Below are 15,572 nucleotides of genomic sequence, written 5' to 3'. Positions count from 1 at the left end.
CCGGTCGTCCCGGGACCGGGTGTACGCCGTACGTACGGCCGGTCATTGTTGCAGCCGCACGACACCGCCGTGGCGGGACGGACGGTCAGATGACCACGGTGGCCCGGAAAACGGTCCCGGTACCGGACAGTTCGGTCTTCTCGCCGGCGGGTACGAACACGGAGTCGCCGGGCTTCAGGTCCAGATCGTTCGCGCGGGGAGCGCCGGACGTGCACAGCAGGATCTGCGGCGCGGACGGAGCCGTCAGGTCACGGGGCCCACCGTCCCCGGTGAGGACGTGGCGCGAGAGGCGGAACTCGTCGATGGGCGTCGCGTAGACCTCCGCACCGTCGGCGTCGGGTTCCGGACGCAGTACACCCGGGTCGGCCGGCACGAAGCGGACGACGCGCAAAAGCTCGGGCACGTCGATGTACTTGGGGGTGAGGCCGCAGCGCAGGACGTTGTCCGAGTTGGCCATGATCTCCACCCCGAGGCCGCTCAGGTAGGCGTGCGGGACGCCGGCTCCGAGGAACATCGCCTCGCCGGGCCGGAGCGTCACGGAGTTCAGCAGCATCGCGGCGAGAACGCCGGGGTCGCCGGGAAAGTGGCGGGCGATCGACGCGTACGTCGCGTGCGGGCCGCCGAGCCGTTCGGCGGCGGCAGCGGCCTCCGTCACGGTCGCGGCCATCTCGGCCGGGTCGCCCGACAGCACGGCCGTGAGGACCTCGCGCAGTGCGGCCTCCTCCGGTCGGGCGCGCAGCAGGTCCACGTACGGCTTGAGCGAGTCGACGTTCAGCGCCTCCAGCGTCGCGGCGGCCTCGGCGGCGGCCCGGAAGCCGCACAGACCCTCGAACGGGGTGAGCGCGCAGATGAGTTCCGGTTTGTGGTTGGCGTCCTTGTAGTTGCGCTGCGGCGCGTCGATCGGGACGCCCCTGCGCTCCTCGTCGGCGTAGCCCTCCCGTGCCTGGGCCAGATCGGGGTGGACCTGGAGCGACAGCGGGGACCCCGCGGCGAGGACCTTCAGCAGGAAGGGCAGGCGCGGCCCGAACTTCGCGACGGCCGCGGCGCCGAGTTCCGCCTCCGGATCGGCGGCGATGACGTCGGAGAGCGCGCGTTCGCGCGAGGTGCCGTCCTCGGCGGTACGGACCACACGCGAGGGGTCTCCGGGGTGGGCGCCCATCCAGAGCTCGGCCTGGGGTTCGCCGGTGGGCTCGATGCCGAGGAGTTCGGGGATGGCGGTCGTGGAGCCCCAGGCGTAGGGGCGCACGGGGTTGGAGAGGCGGTCCATGGGGCGGGCCTGCTTCCTTCGAGTCGGGATGAGGGGCGCGAGCGGGTTCGGGTCCGCGTCACGCTTGCGGTTCCGGTTCCGGTTCCGGTTCCGGTTCCGGTTCCGGTTTCGATTTCTGCCTTCCGGCTCCAGCTCCGGCTCCGGTTTCTGCCTTGCGGTTCCGGTTTCGGTTTCTGCCTTCCGGTTCCGGTTTCGGTTTCTGCCTTCCGGCTCCGGCTCCGGTTCGGGCTGGTCGGTGGCGGGGATTACGGGTGGGGTTCGGGCCTGTCCGGCGTCGTGACCGCTGACCGGACCCGGTCAACGCGCAGGATCAGGACCCGGTCCCGCGCAGGATCAGGACCCGGTCCCGCGCAGGATCAGGACCCGGACGCGGACAGGAAGCGGGCCTGTCGGCCCATCGACCTGCCGGGGGCCGTGAGGCTCCCGCCCCGGTCACGATCGGCGGCCCGGCGGGAAGGGCCGCCGCGCGGTTGCTCGTTACCCCCGTCGGGCGGTGGACGAGCGGGCGGGCGTGGGCCGGGGCCGCTCCGTCGCCCGACAGCGTCGTCGGCCGCGGGTGCGGTGGGCGTCAGAGGTCGGGCGTCGCCAGTGTCAGGTACGCCGCCGTGAAGTCGGTGACGGCGACGAGTTCCGCGAGGGCTTCGAGTTCGCTCCCCTCCTCCGGCTCCAGTTCGCTGAGTGGGGTGTTCTCCGCGCTCACCGCCTCGCGCGCGGCGGGCGCGGCCGAGAGGGAGTCGGCCGGGCGGTCCCGCAGCAGGACGACTCGGGCCCGCAGCGCCGCCGGGTCCTCGACACGGTCACGGAAGAAGTCGTCCGGGTCGCCGCCTCCCGCGAACACGCCGCGCAGCAGCGCGCCGTGCGACGCCAGCGCCTCCGGGAGTTCGGCGGCGAGCGCCGGCCTGCCGGTCAGCTCCGCGAGTACGGTCGCGAACCGGCGTCCGACGGGCGCCGTCGCGGCGCCCTCCGTCCAGATCAGCGGCAGGCTCTCGGCGAGTTCCGCGGCGAGCGTCTTGGCCGGGTTGCTGTAGGTGGCGATCGCCGGGCCGCAGCGCTCGGCGACGCGGTCGAGACGGTCCGCGAGCAGGTTGAGGGTCTCGGGCGGCGCCGTGAGGAGGCCGATGCGGTCGAGGAGCACCAGCAGCGGGGTGAACAGGGCCCAGAGCGCGCCCGGGCTCGCCGGGACGGCCTCGGGTCGGGGCGCGGCGGGCTCTCCGAGGCGGCGGTAGCCGTGGCTCCCGGGCTCGGCGCGGGCCCCGTCCCCGTCACGGTCGCGGGCACCGTCTCCGGCCGGGGACCGGTCACCGTCGCGCGGGTCGTACGGGCTCTCGTACCGCTGTGACGGGGTGGTGGCCATCGGCACCATCAGGCCGCGTGCGCCGTCGACGGTCTCCGTCAGCGGGGAGCCCGCGGGTGCCACGGCGACCACGGTGCATCCACGGCGGTACGCCTGCTCCGCGAGGAGGGCGAGGCCCGGCTCGCCGCCGTCGGTGGTGACGATCAGCAGCAGGTCCACGGCGCCGGTCCAGCCGGGCAACGACCAGCGCAGGGCACCGGCCGCGGGCGCGACACCGACGGGACGCAGGCGGGTGATCGGCGCCACCGAACCGGCGAGGGCACCGATCAGGTCGGCCACGGTAGCGGCCGCGGCGCCGGAGCCCGCGACCATGACGGAACGGGGCCGGCCCTCGGGGTTGAGGCGGGCGATACCGGCCTCTTCGGCGTTCCGCACCGCCGTCCGTACGCGGGCCCCCGCTTCGGCGGCACCGCGCAGCAGGCCGCGACGGTCGGCGCGGGCGAGGCCGTCCGGGGCGTCGAGCATCGACTCGTCGAGCATGGTGTGGGCCTCCGGGCCGTCTGTACGCGTCCGTGCGTTTACGCCGGGCGGCGGGCCTCGTCCACGAGCAGTACGGGGATCTCGTCGCGCACCGGGTATGCGAGGCCGCAGTCCTCGTTCGTGCAGACCAGCTCGGGGGTGTCCGCCGAGGTCTGGTCACTGAGCGGCGCATGGCAGGCCGGGCAGGCGAGGATCTCCAGGAGGCCGGCTTCGAGCGGCATGAGTGGGGGTCCCTTCGGGCTGGGTGTCTGGCCTCGTCAGCGTACCGCCGGTGAGGACGGAGTCGTCCGCGCGGTGCCTACCGGTTCGAGGTTCGGACGCGACGGTCCCGGCGGAGCCGTGTCCGGGGCGCCGCCTCCGGGGACCGCGCACAGCCTCGGAGCAGGGTCCGCCGGTCTCGATCGCGGGTCAGCCGCCGTCCCTGGTGGGCCCTCTGCGGCCGCTCTCGCCTCCCGGCGGGGCCGCCCAGGTCGCGCGGCGGGCCCACCCCGGTGTCCACTTCTCCTCGTCCCGGTCGGAGGGGCGGCCGGCACCCCGACCGGCATCCCGGCCCGATCCACGGGGCCTTCCTGGACCGTCACTGCGAGGGGGCCCATCGGTCCGGTCCGATCCATCGGCTGGTTCGGGTCCGCCGGTTGGATCAGGTGCGCCGGTTGAATCAGGGGCGGTGGCTGCATCGGGTGCGGTGATTGCATCGGGTGCGGTGATGAGATCAGGCCCATCGCGCCGATCCGGCTCGTCGGGCCGGCCGAGTCCGTCGGACGGTCCGGGGCCCTCTGACGGTCCGGGTCCCCACCGTTCGAGTCCCCGCCGTTCGGATCCCCGCCGTTCGGGTTGCCCCGATGACTCGGGCCCGTCCGCGCCGAGGTGCCGGCGGAGCGCGGCCAGCGCGGGGTGGGGGTTGCCGCGCCGCCAGATCAGGGAGTGCGGGTAGACAGGTGTCGGGTGGCGCAGGGCGATCCGTCGCAGGCCGTAATCGGCGGGCCAGACGAGCCGTGTCTCCTCGCCCACGAAGGTCGACAGGGTCGAGGAGCCGGCGATCACGTCGAGGAGCGGTTCGGTGCCGAAGTGTGGGCCCACGGTGTCGATGGTGAATCCGAAGGCGGTGGCGAACGCCTCGTAGTACGCGGCCCATTCGGTTCCCGCGACGATGCCGGGCATCAGGATCCGGTGTCCCGCGAGCTGGGTCGGCGTGATGGTCCCGGAGTCCGCGAACGTGTGGGCCCGGCCGGTGACGAGCTGGATGGCCTCGTCGAAGATCCGGGCGGTCCCGATCCCCGTGGGCAGCTGTCGGGCGGACCGGGTGACGGCGCGGAACGACGCGTCGACTTCCCCTGACCCCACGGCGTCGACGGCCGCGTCGAGGTCGAGGAGCGCCACGAGGTCGAGTTCGGTCGCGGGGTGCGCGCGCAGGAACTCACGCATCAGACCGGACGGCGCGAGCCGCCGGCCGATGACGTCGACGCGCAGTGCGCGACGGCCTGGGCGCACGGAGGCGGCGGCCCGCTCCTCGGCCCGGAGGAGGTCGTGGGCGTGGGGCAGGAACGCCTGGCCGTCGATGGTGAGCCGGGCACCGCGCGCGGTGCGGTCGAACAGCCGTACCCCGAGGTCCTTCTCCAGCCCGGCGATGCGCTTCGAGACGGCCTGCTGGGTGATCGCGAGGTCGTCCGCGGCTTCCTGGAACCGGCCCGCGCCTGCGACGGCGACGAAGGTGCGCACGGCGTCGAGATGCATGGCGGCACACCCTAGCCGTGCGCGGTCGCACAACGTGCGGTTGTGACCGGACGCGATATCGGTTGTTTGCTCGCGGGGCCGTGACTCGCTTTGATCTCGCTGGTCGGCGTGAGGTCGTCCGTGGCGACGGTGAAAGCAACGGCGACGGCGGCAGCGGCAGCGGCAGCGGCAGCGGCAGCGGATGACGGTGAGGGGCAGGGGTGCCATGGGTTCCATGCGGACCGTGACGGCGAGGCCGGCGGGGAGGGGGCCGGGGCGACGATCCGTGCGACGCTCGCTGGGGCGGCAGTTCGGGTGGCTCTGGACGGCGTACGCGGTCAGTACGTTCGGGACGTGGCTGGCGTTCGACGCGGTCGCCATGATCGCGATCCTGGTCCTGCACACCGGGTCCACCGAGGTGTCGCTGCTCGCGGCGACGGGGCCGGCCGTGGGCGCGCTGGTGGCGGTGCCGCTCGGACCCTGGGTCGAGTTCCGGCGGAAGCGGCCGGTGATGGTGGCCATGGACCTGACCCGGTTCGCGGCGGTGGTGAGCATCCCGGTCGCGTTCGCGTCCGGCCTGCTCGGCTTCGCGCAACTGCTGGTCGTTTCCGTACTCGTGGCGGCGGCCGACATCACCTTCACGGCCGCGTCCGGCGCCTGTATGAAAGCGCTGGTGCGTCCCGGGGACCTGCTCGTCGCGAGCGGCCGGTTCGAGTCCACGACCTGGACCGCCACCGTGCTCGGGCCGCCGCTCGGCGGGGCGGCGATCGGGCTGCTCGGCCCGGTGGCGACGGTACTGGCCGACGCGGTCAGCTACCTGCTGTCGGCGGCGGGGATCCAGGCGATCGGCGGGACGGAGACCCGGCCGGTACCGGCCGGGACGCGGACCGGGGCGGAGGCCTCCGGGGCGACCGTGCCGAAGCCAACGCCCGCACCCGCACCCGTACCCGCACCGGCACCGGCACCGGCACCGGCACCGGCATCCGTACCAAGGGCATCACCTGCGTCCGCAGGCTCTCCCACGTCCGCTGGATCTCCCCCATCCGCCGTATCCGCCGTATCCGCCATATCCGCCGCGACGAACTCAGCGGAGGCAGCGGCGGACGCATCCGGCACACCGACCGCTCCGACCCTGCCGGCGGTTCCCGTGACCGCACCGCTCCGGGGCCGCTCCGGCGGACTGCTGGACGGCTGGCGCTACCTGCTGGCCCATCCGGCACTGCGCCCGCTGTTCTTCCACTCGATCCTCGTCAACAGCCTGATCATGGCGACGTCCCCGCTGCTCGCCGTCCTCATGCTCGGGCCGCTCGGGTTCGCTCCCTGGCAGTACGGTCTCGCGTTCGCGGTGCCCTGCGTCGGCGGCCTGGTGGGCTCGCGGCTCGCACCCCGGCTGGTCGCGCGGTACGGACGGCACAGGGTGCTGTTCACGACCGGGTCCCTGCGCACGTGCTGGCTGCTCGGGCTCCCCTTCCTCCGTCCCGGCACGGCCGGTCTCGTGCTCGTCATGGCCGTCGAGCTCGGGGTGATCACCTGTTCGGGCGTGTTCAACCCGGTGTTCGCGGCATACCGCCTCGAACAGACCGCGACGGACCGCGTCACCCGGACGCTGACCGCGTGGAGGGTCACCACCAAGGCCGCCACCGCGGCCGCGACCGCGCTGTGCGGTCTGCTGGCCGGCATCACCGGTCCCCGTACCGCGATCGCCGCCGCCGGTCTGCTGCTGCTGGCGGCACCGTTCCTGCTGCCACTCCGCGACCGCACGCCGCGGCCCGAGGGGGTGCCGGCCGGGGGCACGTCCTGAGCGGGGGTGTCCGACCGGCCGGGGACCCCCGGGGACCCGCTCCCGGCCGTCCCGGGGTCCCGCGCTCCCGAGCGGCGTGCCTGTGCGTGCGGCCGATCCCGGCTACCGCGCCCGGATCGTCCTCAGGGCCTCGTCCCTGACCGCCGCCATGGTCTCCGCCTCCCGCGCCTCCACGTTCAGGCGCAGGAGCGGTTCCGTGTTCGACGGGCGCACGTTCAGCCACCAGTCCTTCGTCGTCACGGTCAGGCCGTCCAGGTCGTCGAACGTGACGTCGTCCCGCCGCGCGTACAACTCCCGTACCGCCTCCGTCCGCGCCCGCTGGTCCGTGACGGTGGAGTTGATCTCGCCGGAGCCCGTGTACCGCTGGTACTCGCTCAGCAGCGTCGAGAGCGGGGCCGGGCCGCCGCCGAGGGCCGCCAGGACGTGCAGCGCCGCCAGCATGCCCGTATCGGCGTTCCAGAAGTCCTTGAAGTAGTAGTGCGCCGAGTGCTCACCGCCGAAGATCGCACCCGTACGGGCCATCTCCTGCTTGATGAACGAGTGGCCCACGCGGGTCCGGACGGGCACGCCGCCGTGTTCGCGTACGACCTCCGGCACTGACCACGACGTGATCAGGTTGTGGATGACCGTCGCGCCCGGGTGCCCCGCCAGTTCGCGCGCCGCGACGAGCGCGGTGATCGCCGACGGGGACACGCCCCGGCCGCGCTCGTCGACCACGAAGCAGCGGTCCGCGTCACCGTCGAAGGCGAGCCCCAGGTCGGCGCCCTCCGCCAGCACCCTGGCCTGGAGGTCCACCAGGTTCTTCGGGTCGAGCGGGTTCGCCTCGTGGTTCGGGAACGTGCCGTCCAGTTCGAAGTACATCGGCACCACATCGAGCGGCAGGCCCTCGAAGACGGTCGGCACGGTGTGCCCGGCCATGCCGTTGCCCGCGTCCACCACGACCTTCAAAGGGCGGATCGCCGTCAGGTCGACCAGGCCCCGCAGGTACGCCGCGTACGGCGCGAGCGTGTCCTTCGTCGTGACCCGGCCCGTCGCCGCGTCCGCCGCGTCCGGCAGGCCGGTGGCGAGCATCTCCTCGACCCTTGTCCTGATCTCCATGAGGCCCGTGTCCTGGCCGACCGGCGCCGCTCCGGCCCGGCACATCTTGATGCCGTTGTAGCGCGCCGGGTTGTGGGAGGCCGTGAACATCGCGCCGGGCAGCCCCAGGGCACCCGACGCGTAGTAGAGCTGGTCCGTCGAGCACAGACCGATGATGGTGGCGTCCGTGCCGCGGGCGGCCGCGCCGCGGGCGAAGCTCTCCACCAGCGCGGGGGACGACGGGCGCATGTCGTGGCCCACGACGATCTCGTGTGCCCCGGTCACTTCGGCGAACGCCGCTCCGAAGAGTTCCGCAAGCCCCTCGTCGAGCTGGTCCGGGTACACCCCGCGCACGTCGTAGGCCTTCACCAGCTGGGAGAGATCCGCATCAGCCACCAGGTGTCTCCTGAGTCGTCGGACGGGCAGTCGAGATCGGCTCACCGTACCGTCGGCGCCGGCCCGGGCGGCGGCGGGCACCAAAGGAGCGGGCACTGCAGGACGGACCGGCCGGGGCGGACAGTGCGGGGGCGGACAGTGCCGGGGCGGAGCGGACGGCGTTCGTCCCGACACGTCAGTGGTCGGGGCTGCGGATCGGCGGTCGCATCCGAGGATCACTCGTCGGGGTCACGGATCAGCGGTCGGAGCCGCGGAGCACGCGTCGGGTCACGGGATCAGGAGTCGGGGCTGCGCAGGACCCTCAGGTGGCCCCTGCGGCCCACTTCGACCGGGTCCGCGCCCGGGGCGCCCTTGCCGCCCGCCTGCGCCGTGCGTTCCCGGGGGCGGGCCGCCTCGCGTACCGCGTTGGCCAGGGCTTCCAGGTCGTCACCGCTGGGGCGGGAAGGGGCCGAGGTGTCCGTCAGCCGTACGACTTCCCAGCCGCGCGGCGCGGTGAGGCGGGCGCCGTGCTCCGCGCACAGGTCGTAGCAGTGGGGTTCGGCGTAGGTGGCGAGCGGGCCGAGGACAGCGGTCGAGTCGGCGTAGACGTACGTCAGCGTCGCGACGGCAGGGCGGCCGCAAGCGGTGCGCGAACAGCGACGTACAGGGCTCACGATGTTGGACGGTACCGCACTCTTGAGCGGGCCGCGACGACTCAGCCGCACGTCACCCGCCCGTGTCGCCGTGTGAGATCAAGCACAGCTGACTCTCTGTCAGGTGTGGTGGACCCTGAGCGGTCGCCCGGCGGCCCACCGACGGACCCCGCGGCGGCTGCTACCGTCCCCGCCCGGGCCCACCGAAGTACGCTGCGTCAGTGATGGACAGCTCCGTACCGCCGCAGCACCCGGCCGAGCCGAGGCCGCGCCGCCGCGACCGCCACGGCCGTGGCATGCGTGGCCCGGTCGCCCCGCCGCAGGTGCCGCTCTCCGCCAGCCGCGCCGAGGCCTTCCAGGATCTGGTGCGGGACTCGGTCGACCGCCTCGAACGCCGCTGGCCCCAGCTGGCCGATGTGGAGTTCCTGGTCATGGATGTGCCCCCGACGCAGGAGGAGACCGTTCCGCTGGGCGACTCCCTGCCGGCGGGCAAGCAGCATCCCGCACGCATCCTGGTCTACCGGCGGCCGGTGGAGATCAGGACGAAGACCCGCGACGAGCGGGCGCTGCTGGTGCATGAGGTCGTGGTCGAGCAGGTCGCGGAGCTTTTGGGCCTCGCGCCGGAATCCGTCGATCCGCGGTACGGACAGGAGTAGGCGGTCCGGGTACGGGCGCCCTGTGGTGGGATGGCCCCCCGCGGGCCGGGTCGGACCCCGCAGGGGCCGGGACAGGTTCCGCGTTCTCGTCGAACGGTGTGTCCGGTCCGGCCGTACGGCGCGAACGGTGTGTCCCGTCCGGCCCCGTCCCCAACGGCGTGTCCGGTCCGGGCCCCCGTCCCGAACGGCGTGTCCGGTCCGGCCGTCCGCCCGCCCCGGCCGCCCCGGCCCGGGTTCCGCCGTGTGCGGACCGGGACCTTCCCGAGGTGACGGGCCGCATCAGTTGTCGTCCTTGAGGATCGACAGGTCCTGCTTCGCCTGCGGTACGGACACCGTGCCCCGGTCGTCGGGCAGCGTCTGGATCGTGAAATCCGGGACGCCGTCCTGCGGCAGCGCCAGCGTCCGTGCCGCGTACACCGGGCCGCCCGACTGCGGCTCCACCGTCAGCGCGTAGGAGCCCTTCAGTCCGTCCGGGACGGGCGGGGTGATCGCGAGGGTGGTGCCGGCCTTGACCGTGTACGTCTTCTGCGTCGGAGCGCCCCCCTTGGAGCCCGCCGACGCCGTGACCTTCACCTGTGCGGCAGCGCCCGGCGCCACCAGCGACAGGGTGGAGCCCTTCGCCCGGTTGTCCGCGACCGTCGCGCGCGCCGAGACCGGGGCCGTGGCCGGGATGAAGGCCATCTCCCTGTTGTCGCCCTTGCCGCGGACGACCTGGAGCGCGGCGACGACGGGGGTCGCCTCGCCGCTCTCGGAGGGGCTGAGGCTCAGCGAGCCGACCTCGCCGCGGGTCACGTCCGCCAGGTCGACGGAGGCCGTCATCCCTGACTTGACGTGCAGCGACTCGTGGCCGGCCGGCACGATGCCGCCGGTCGGGCCGATCAGTTTGAGGTTGAGGTCCGCGTCGCTCTGGCCCGGTGCGAAGACCACGAGCCGGACGTCCGTGGCGTCCCCCGGAATGCCCGGCATGACGAGGCTGGGCGCGGGGTCCGCGGCCGGGGTCAGCCAGTCGCCGCCCGTCGCGGTGTCGGTGGCGCGCAGGGCGGCGCCGACCCGCCCGCTGCGGGTCGTGACATGGACCGTCACGCCGTCCTCGGACTGCGAGGTCAGGGTGGACAGCAGGACCGGCACGCTGGAGTGGGCCGGTACGGGCAGGCCGTCGCCGGTGTCCGACTTGAGGACGCCGTCCTTGCCGTAGAGCTGGATGTCGGCGACGGCCGCCTCGTCGTCCGGGTTGGTGAGGTGGACGAAGTCCTCGCGGGACTTCGCTGTGCTCGCGCCCGGCAGCCAGAAGTCGGTGTCGGGGGCGGTGCAGGTGAGGCCGAGCAGGCCGCGTCCGGCACCGACGTCCTCGGTGGTCGTCTCCTGGGTGGTCCAGCCGGGGGCGAGGGCTCCGGTCGCGGTGCCCACGAGTGCGGTCGGTTCGTCGCCGGCCGTCGCGGTGACCGGTGTGCCGGGCTGCTTGAGCGAGAGCACCGGTTTCTGCGCGGGTGCGGAGGCGGACGAGGAACTGGACGGGGACGGCGACTTCGACGTCTTTCCCTTGCCGTCGTCGGTGCCCTTGCCGTCCTTGCCGTCCTTGGACTTGCCGGAGGGGGAGCCCGAGGTACCGGCGCCGGGCGTGGCGGCGACGGCTGCCGGTACGAGGGCGGCGGCGTTCGCGTCGCCGGGGGCCGCGGCGGCCCCCTTCGGCGTGACCGACGTGTACGTCGTCCCGGCGGTCTCGGAGTCGCCCGGCGAGGGGCACAGCCCGCTCGACCGTTCGACCGGCAGTCGCGCCGCCGCGGCGGCCCCCGACGTGCCGCCTGCACTGCCGCTGGAGGTGACGGAGGCGATCCCGGTGACCGCCACGAGGGCGACCACGGCCCCGCCCAGGGAGAGGGTCGTACGGTTCACTGGTTGCTGCTCCCGTCCGGGTGCTGCGGTCGCCTCTCGGCGTCCTGGTCCTGGCCCTCGTCCTCGGAGTACGGGTGGTGGGGGTCCAGGCCCTGCTGTTCGTGCGGTGACTGCTGTTGGGGCGGTTGTTGCTGTTGGGCGTAGCCGTACGGGTCGTACTGCGCGGGGTCGTACGTGCCGCCCTGCTGCGCCGGATCCTGGTACGTGCCGTAACCCCACTGCTGCTCGGGGTACTGCTGCTGATCGCCGTAGGGGGCGTCCGCGTACTGCTGCGCGTCGGGGTACTGCTGCCCGCCGTTCGCGTACTGCTCGCCGTTCCCGTACTGCTGCCCGTCCGCGTACTGCTGGGGATACTCGCCCTGCTGCGGATAGTCGCCCTGCGGGTAACCGGCCTGCTGCGGATAGCCGTCGGCGGGGTAGGTGCCGCCGCCGGCCGTGTCCCACTCGGCGTAGGACTGCTGGTGCGGGATCGCCGCGTACGGGTCCTGCGCGTCCTGGCCCTGACCCTGCACGCCCTGGTCGCGCGGGTCCCCCGCGCCCGGTGCGGGCGTCTCCTGGCCCTGGGCGTCCTGCCCGGAAAAGCCCTGGTCCTGGTCGGGGAAGCCGTGAGGGTGGGCGGACGCGCCGGCCGGCGCGTGCGGGGCGAAGACGTCCGCTTCCTCGTCGGCGTCCTCGGCGTAGCCGGCCCTGTCGTCACCGTCCTCGCCGTACCCGGCGGCGTCCTGTCCCTCGGAGGGCAGGACCTGGGGCTGTTCCCCGGTGCCGTACTCGGGCGTTCCGTAGGCGCCGCTCGCGTACTGCTCCGCCGTTCCCGGCGCCTCGTACGGGTCGCCTGCCTCGTAGACGCCGGTGCCGGTCGCCGACGCGGCCTCCGCCGCCTCGGCCGCCGCTTCCACCTCGGCCGCCGCGCGCAGCCTGCGCGCCCTGCGGCCCTCGCCCTCCAGCGCCTCCGGCGGGACGGCGGCCAGGGCCTCCTCCGGGAGGTCGTCGTCGACGTCCCGCCGCCCGCTGGGCAGGGCGAGGACCAGCAGCACGAGGCCGAGCAGGCCCTGCAGCCAGACCCACGCCGTGTGGGTGATCGGCTCGTCGTAGCTCACGTCGAGGGTGCCGCCGCCCGCGGGCAGCTGGAAGCCCTGTGCCCAGCCGTCGACGGTGGTGCTGGTCAGCGGCTTGCCGTCGAGGGTCGCCTGCCAGCCGTCGGAGGCGCGGTCGGCGATCCGCAGGACGCGGCCCGCCGTTCCGGCCGGAATCCGGGTGTGGGCGTCGATCGCCGAGGCGGCCACCGAGACGGGCTGCGCCGTGTCGCCCGTACCGGCGGCGGATCCGCTCCCGGCCGGCGGGACGATCATGATGCGGGAGACCTGCTGGTCGATCCGCCACAGTTCGCTGCCGTCGAGCTGGCTGAGCCTGCTCAGGCCGGGCGTCGCGTCGAGGGTCCTGCTCATGTCGCGCGGGGCGCCGTCACGCAGGAGGACGTAGCGGATGGCGAAGCCGCGCAGCTGGGTGGTCTGGTCGGCGCCGGATCCCGCGACGAGGTTGGCGACGACCTTGTCGAGCTTCTGGTCGTCGCCCGCGGCCCTGGTGAGCTCGGCGTCGCCGAGCCTGGCGCCCTCGCCGCGGACCAGGCTGTAGGCGACCGAGCCGGGCGAGGTGCCGTTCAGGACGAGCGTGCGCGGCTGGTCCGAGGTCGCGGACTCCTCGGCGACGAACGCGGGCACCTGGGTGGCGTCGGTGCGCTCCAGCGGTCCCGCCGCGCCGCTGACCATCCAGCTGAACGCGGCCACGAGGGGCGCGATCCCGGCCAGGACGGCGATCAGCGCCGCGGCCGGCTGCCGCCAGCCGAAGCTCATCCCGGCGACCCGCAGCCGCGCGCCGTCCGCGCCGACGAGGGCGGCGGCGAGCAGCGCGAGAGCGTAGACGAGGGTGGCGGGCCCGGCCCAGCCGGAGTGGTTGGCCGCGACGGCGAAGACCAGCGCCACGACGGCGGCGACCCACGCCGTCCGTACGGCGAAGGCCCGCTCCGTGCGCAGCAGCGCGGCGAGGGCGGCGAGGACGACACCCGCCATCAGGATGCCGCCGACCGCCTTCGGTCCGCCCGGGTCCATGCCGAGCAGGTCGAGCGCGGAGGCGGAGCCCGTACCGAAGTCGAGGCCCGCTTCCCGCAGGAAGTCCCGGGGGCTCGTCAGCAGCGTCAGCGACCAGGGTGCGAGCAGCACCATCGGCGTGAGGAGCGCTGCCAGCACGCGGGGCCCGTACGCGCCGATCTCGCGGCGGCGCAGGACGAGCACGCCGAGGCCGAGGAGCAGCGACAGCGGCCACACGACGGGCGTGAACGCGGTCGTGAGCGTGAGCAGGAAGGTGTATGCCCAGGTCGCCCGCCAGGTGCCGCGGCCGGTGCCGCGCAGCCCGTACGCCGACACGGCGGCCCGCGCCGCCACCGGCAGCAGGATCGCGAGGATCGCGGTGCCGAGCCTGCCGGTCGCCAGCGCGCCGGTCGCGGCGGGCAGGAACGCGTAGACCACGGCCGCCCAGGACCGCAGCAGGCGCGACGGGACGAGGGAGCGGGACGCGAAGTACGCGCTGACACCCGCCAGCGGTACCGAGCACACCAGCAGCACGGTCAGTGCGAACCCTGTCGAGCCGAGGAACAGCACGGACATGCTGGCGAGGATCGCGAGGTACGGGGGCGCCGTCTCGGTGCCCCCCGTACCGACCGCGTGCCAGGTGTCCGCGTACCGGTCCCACAGGTCGTAGATGTGCGAGGGGGCGGGCAGCAGCGCGCCGCCCGCGAGGGAGCCGCCGCTGAGCAGGGCGCGGCAGGCGATGAGCGAGACGAAGAGCAGGACCGCGAAGAGGACGGGACCGGGCCTGCGCGCCAGCTTCTTCAGCCGCGCGAACTGCTCGATCTCCATGTAGTCGGCGTCTTCGCCGCCGGGGCCCGACTCGACCACGCCGTGGCGCGATCCGCCGGTCTCCGCGTCGGCGGCGCCGCCCGCGCCGAGGCTCGCGGCCGCCTGCTCGACGGTCGCCCTGATGGTGGCGCCGGGCGGCGGGAACAGCGACCTGAGTTCGGCGAAGTCGGTGGGGGAACCGGCCCGGTCGCGCCGCCCCCCGAGGATCCGGCCGGGCCGCAGCAGGGTCGCCGACAGGCCCATGACCTCGTCGACGGCCTGGCCTGGCACCTTCGCGAGGAGGTAGCCGAGGGTACGCAGCAGGGTGCCGACGACGAGCCGCAGCAGCACCCACGGGAGGCGGGAGCCGCGGGCGTTGACGAGCATCGTGTACGCGGCGCCCGCCTTGTCGACGCGGTGCGGGTTGGTGGCGGAGCGGCCCACGCAGTCCACGGTGCGGCGCTCGCGTGAGGAGGCCTCCGCGTGCCGCAGGACCGCGTCGGGGGCGACGAGGACGCGGTGGCCTGCCGCGTGCGCGCGCCAGCACAGGTCGACGTCGTCGCGCATGAGGGGCAGGCTGCGGTCGAACCCGCCGAGTTCCTCCCACACGTCGCGCCGCACGAGCATGCCCGCGCTGGAGACGGACAGGACGCTGCGGACCTGGTCGTGCTGGCCTTGGTCCTGTTCCCGCCGGTCGAGTCCGGTCCAGCGGCGGCCGCTGTTGGCGATGGAGACGCCGACTTCGAGGAGCTGTCTTCTGTCGTACCAGCCGCGCAACTTGGGCCCGACGACGGCCGCGTAGGTGTCGGAGTCCGCGACGCGCAGAAGTTCCGCGAGCGCGTCGGGCGCCGGGGCGCAGTCGTCGTGGAGGAGCCACAGCCACTGCACCGGTTCGCCGTGCGGCAGTTCGGGCAGGTCGTACGCGTCGTCGCGCCAGGTGCGCGAGACCGGGTCCCAGCCGCTCGGCCGCCGCAGGTAGGGCAGGTCGTCCGGGCTGAGGACGGGCGCGATGCGTACGGCCTCCTCGACGGCGGTGCCGAAGCCCGACCTGCGGGCGAGGTGCAGGACGCGTTCGTCGCCGAACGCGTCGGTCAGCAGCTGCGCGGAGCTGTCCGCGCTGCCGGTGTCGGCGGCGACGGCGTTCTGTACGGGCCGTTCCTGGGCGGCCAGGCCCGCGAGGGTGTCGGGCAGCCAGCGCGCGCCGTCGTGCGAGACGACGACCGCGGTCACCACGTGACGCGGATACTCGGGGGGTGTGGTGGGCGCGAAGCCGCCCTCGGTGGCGGGAACGAACGCTGCGGTGGTGGCGGACATCGAGGTGAAAGGCCCTCCGGCCGGGGGTTCCGCCCTCCAGGGGGCGCTGAGCGTCAGGGACGGGCCACCACACTAACGGTACGGACAAATGCGGGGTG

The 15,572-nt window shown here is 73.9% G+C and carries 9 protein-coding genes and 1 pseudogene; 2 read left to right on the top strand and 8 right to left on the bottom strand.

The window, feature by feature from the left end:
* Positions 1–85: 85 nt before the first annotated feature.
* The 4 genes and pseudogenes from manA to OG310_RS21930 form a co-directional block, all read right to left on the bottom strand.
* On the bottom strand, positions 86–1,267 hold the full coding sequence (gene manA, locus OG310_RS21945; RefSeq protein WP_329457573.1) for a mannose-6-phosphate isomerase, class I: 1,182 nt from the start codon (positions 1,265–1,267) through the stop codon (positions 86–88).
* Positions 1,268–1,835: 568 nt separating this feature from the next.
* A complete protein-coding gene (locus tag OG310_RS21940; RefSeq protein ID WP_329457572.1) occupies positions 1,836–3,101 on the bottom strand; it encodes an SIS domain-containing protein in 1,266 nt (421 codons plus the stop codon).
* A 38-nt stretch (positions 3,102–3,139) separates the two neighbouring features.
* Positions 3,140–3,322 carry a Trm112 family protein gene (locus tag OG310_RS21935; protein WP_329457571.1) on the bottom strand — a complete coding sequence of 61 codons (183 nt, stop codon included), beginning with the start codon at positions 3,320–3,322 and terminating at the stop codon, positions 3,140–3,142.
* A gap of 637 nt (positions 3,323–3,959) precedes the next feature.
* Positions 3,960–4,835, bottom strand: a pseudogene (locus OG310_RS21930) (LysR family transcriptional regulator); the annotation flags it as partial.
* Positions 4,836–5,100: 265 nt separating this feature from the next.
* On the opposite strand from OG310_RS21930, the gene OG310_RS21925 reads away from it, so the two are divergent.
* The gene (locus OG310_RS21925; protein WP_443078709.1) at positions 5,101–6,615 is read left to right on the top strand and encodes an MFS transporter; all 1,515 of its coding nucleotides are present in this window, start codon (positions 5,101–5,103) and stop codon (positions 6,613–6,615) included.
* 102 nt (positions 6,616–6,717) lie between these two features.
* Here OG310_RS21925 and OG310_RS21920 read toward each other — a convergent pair whose 3' ends face one another.
* Entirely contained in the window at positions 6,718–8,088 is a 1,371-nt protein-coding gene (locus tag OG310_RS21920; RefSeq protein WP_329457569.1) for a phosphomannomutase/phosphoglucomutase, read from the bottom strand.
* A 275-nt stretch (positions 8,089–8,363) separates the two neighbouring features.
* Positions 8,364–8,786 (bottom strand): DUF3499 domain-containing protein, encoded by a 423-nt coding sequence (locus tag OG310_RS21915; protein ID WP_443078881.1) that lies wholly within the window; start codon positions 8,784–8,786, stop codon positions 8,364–8,366.
* A 158-nt stretch (positions 8,787–8,944) separates the two neighbouring features.
* On the opposite strand from OG310_RS21915, the gene OG310_RS21910 reads away from it, so the two are divergent.
* Positions 8,945–9,376, top strand: coding sequence for a metallopeptidase family protein (locus OG310_RS21910; protein ID WP_329460309.1), 432 nt, complete (start codon positions 8,945–8,947; stop codon positions 9,374–9,376).
* A gap of 279 nt (positions 9,377–9,655) precedes the next feature.
* On the opposite strand, the gene OG310_RS21905 is transcribed toward OG310_RS21910, so the two are convergent.
* Together OG310_RS21905 and OG310_RS21900 are read right to left on the bottom strand one after the other, a co-directional pair.
* Complete coding sequence (locus OG310_RS21905; protein ID WP_329457567.1) at positions 9,656–11,269, bottom strand: DUF5719 family protein; 1,614 nt, start codon at positions 11,267–11,269, stop codon at positions 9,656–9,658.
* Positions 11,266–15,474, bottom strand: coding sequence for a glycosyltransferase (locus OG310_RS21900; protein ID WP_329457566.1), 4,209 nt, complete (start codon positions 15,472–15,474; stop codon positions 11,266–11,268). Before OG310_RS21900 ends, OG310_RS21905 begins: the two co-directional genes overlap by 4 nt.
* Positions 15,475–15,572: the final 98 nt, after the last annotated feature.

The sequence above is a fragment of the Streptomyces sp. NBC_01497 genome, from assembly GCF_036250695.1.
In the GTDB taxonomy this organism is placed as follows: Bacteria; Actinomycetota; Actinomycetes; order Streptomycetales; family Streptomycetaceae; genus Streptomyces.
The sequence above is the reverse complement of the archived record's forward strand: the minus strand, read 5'-3'. Positions and strand labels throughout refer to the sequence as shown.

Coding starts and splice junctions, on each gene's coding strand:
- manA (WP_329457573.1), bottom strand. CDS start 1,267: ATGGACCGCCTCTCCAACCCCGTGCGCCCCTACGCCTGGGGCTCCACG.
- OG310_RS21940 (WP_329457572.1), bottom strand. CDS start 3,101: ATGCTCGACGAGTCGATGCTCGACGCCCCGGACGGCCTCGCCCGCGCC.
- OG310_RS21935 (WP_329457571.1), bottom strand. CDS start 3,322: ATGCCGCTCGAAGCCGGCCTCCTGGAGATCCTCGCCTGCCCGGCCTGC.
- OG310_RS21910 (WP_329460309.1), top strand. CDS start 8,945: ATGGACAGCTCCGTACCGCCGCAGCACCCGGCCGAGCCGAGGCCGCGC.
- OG310_RS21900 (WP_329457566.1), bottom strand. CDS start 15,474: ATGTCCGCCACCACCGCAGCGTTCGTTCCCGCCACCGAGGGCGGCTTC.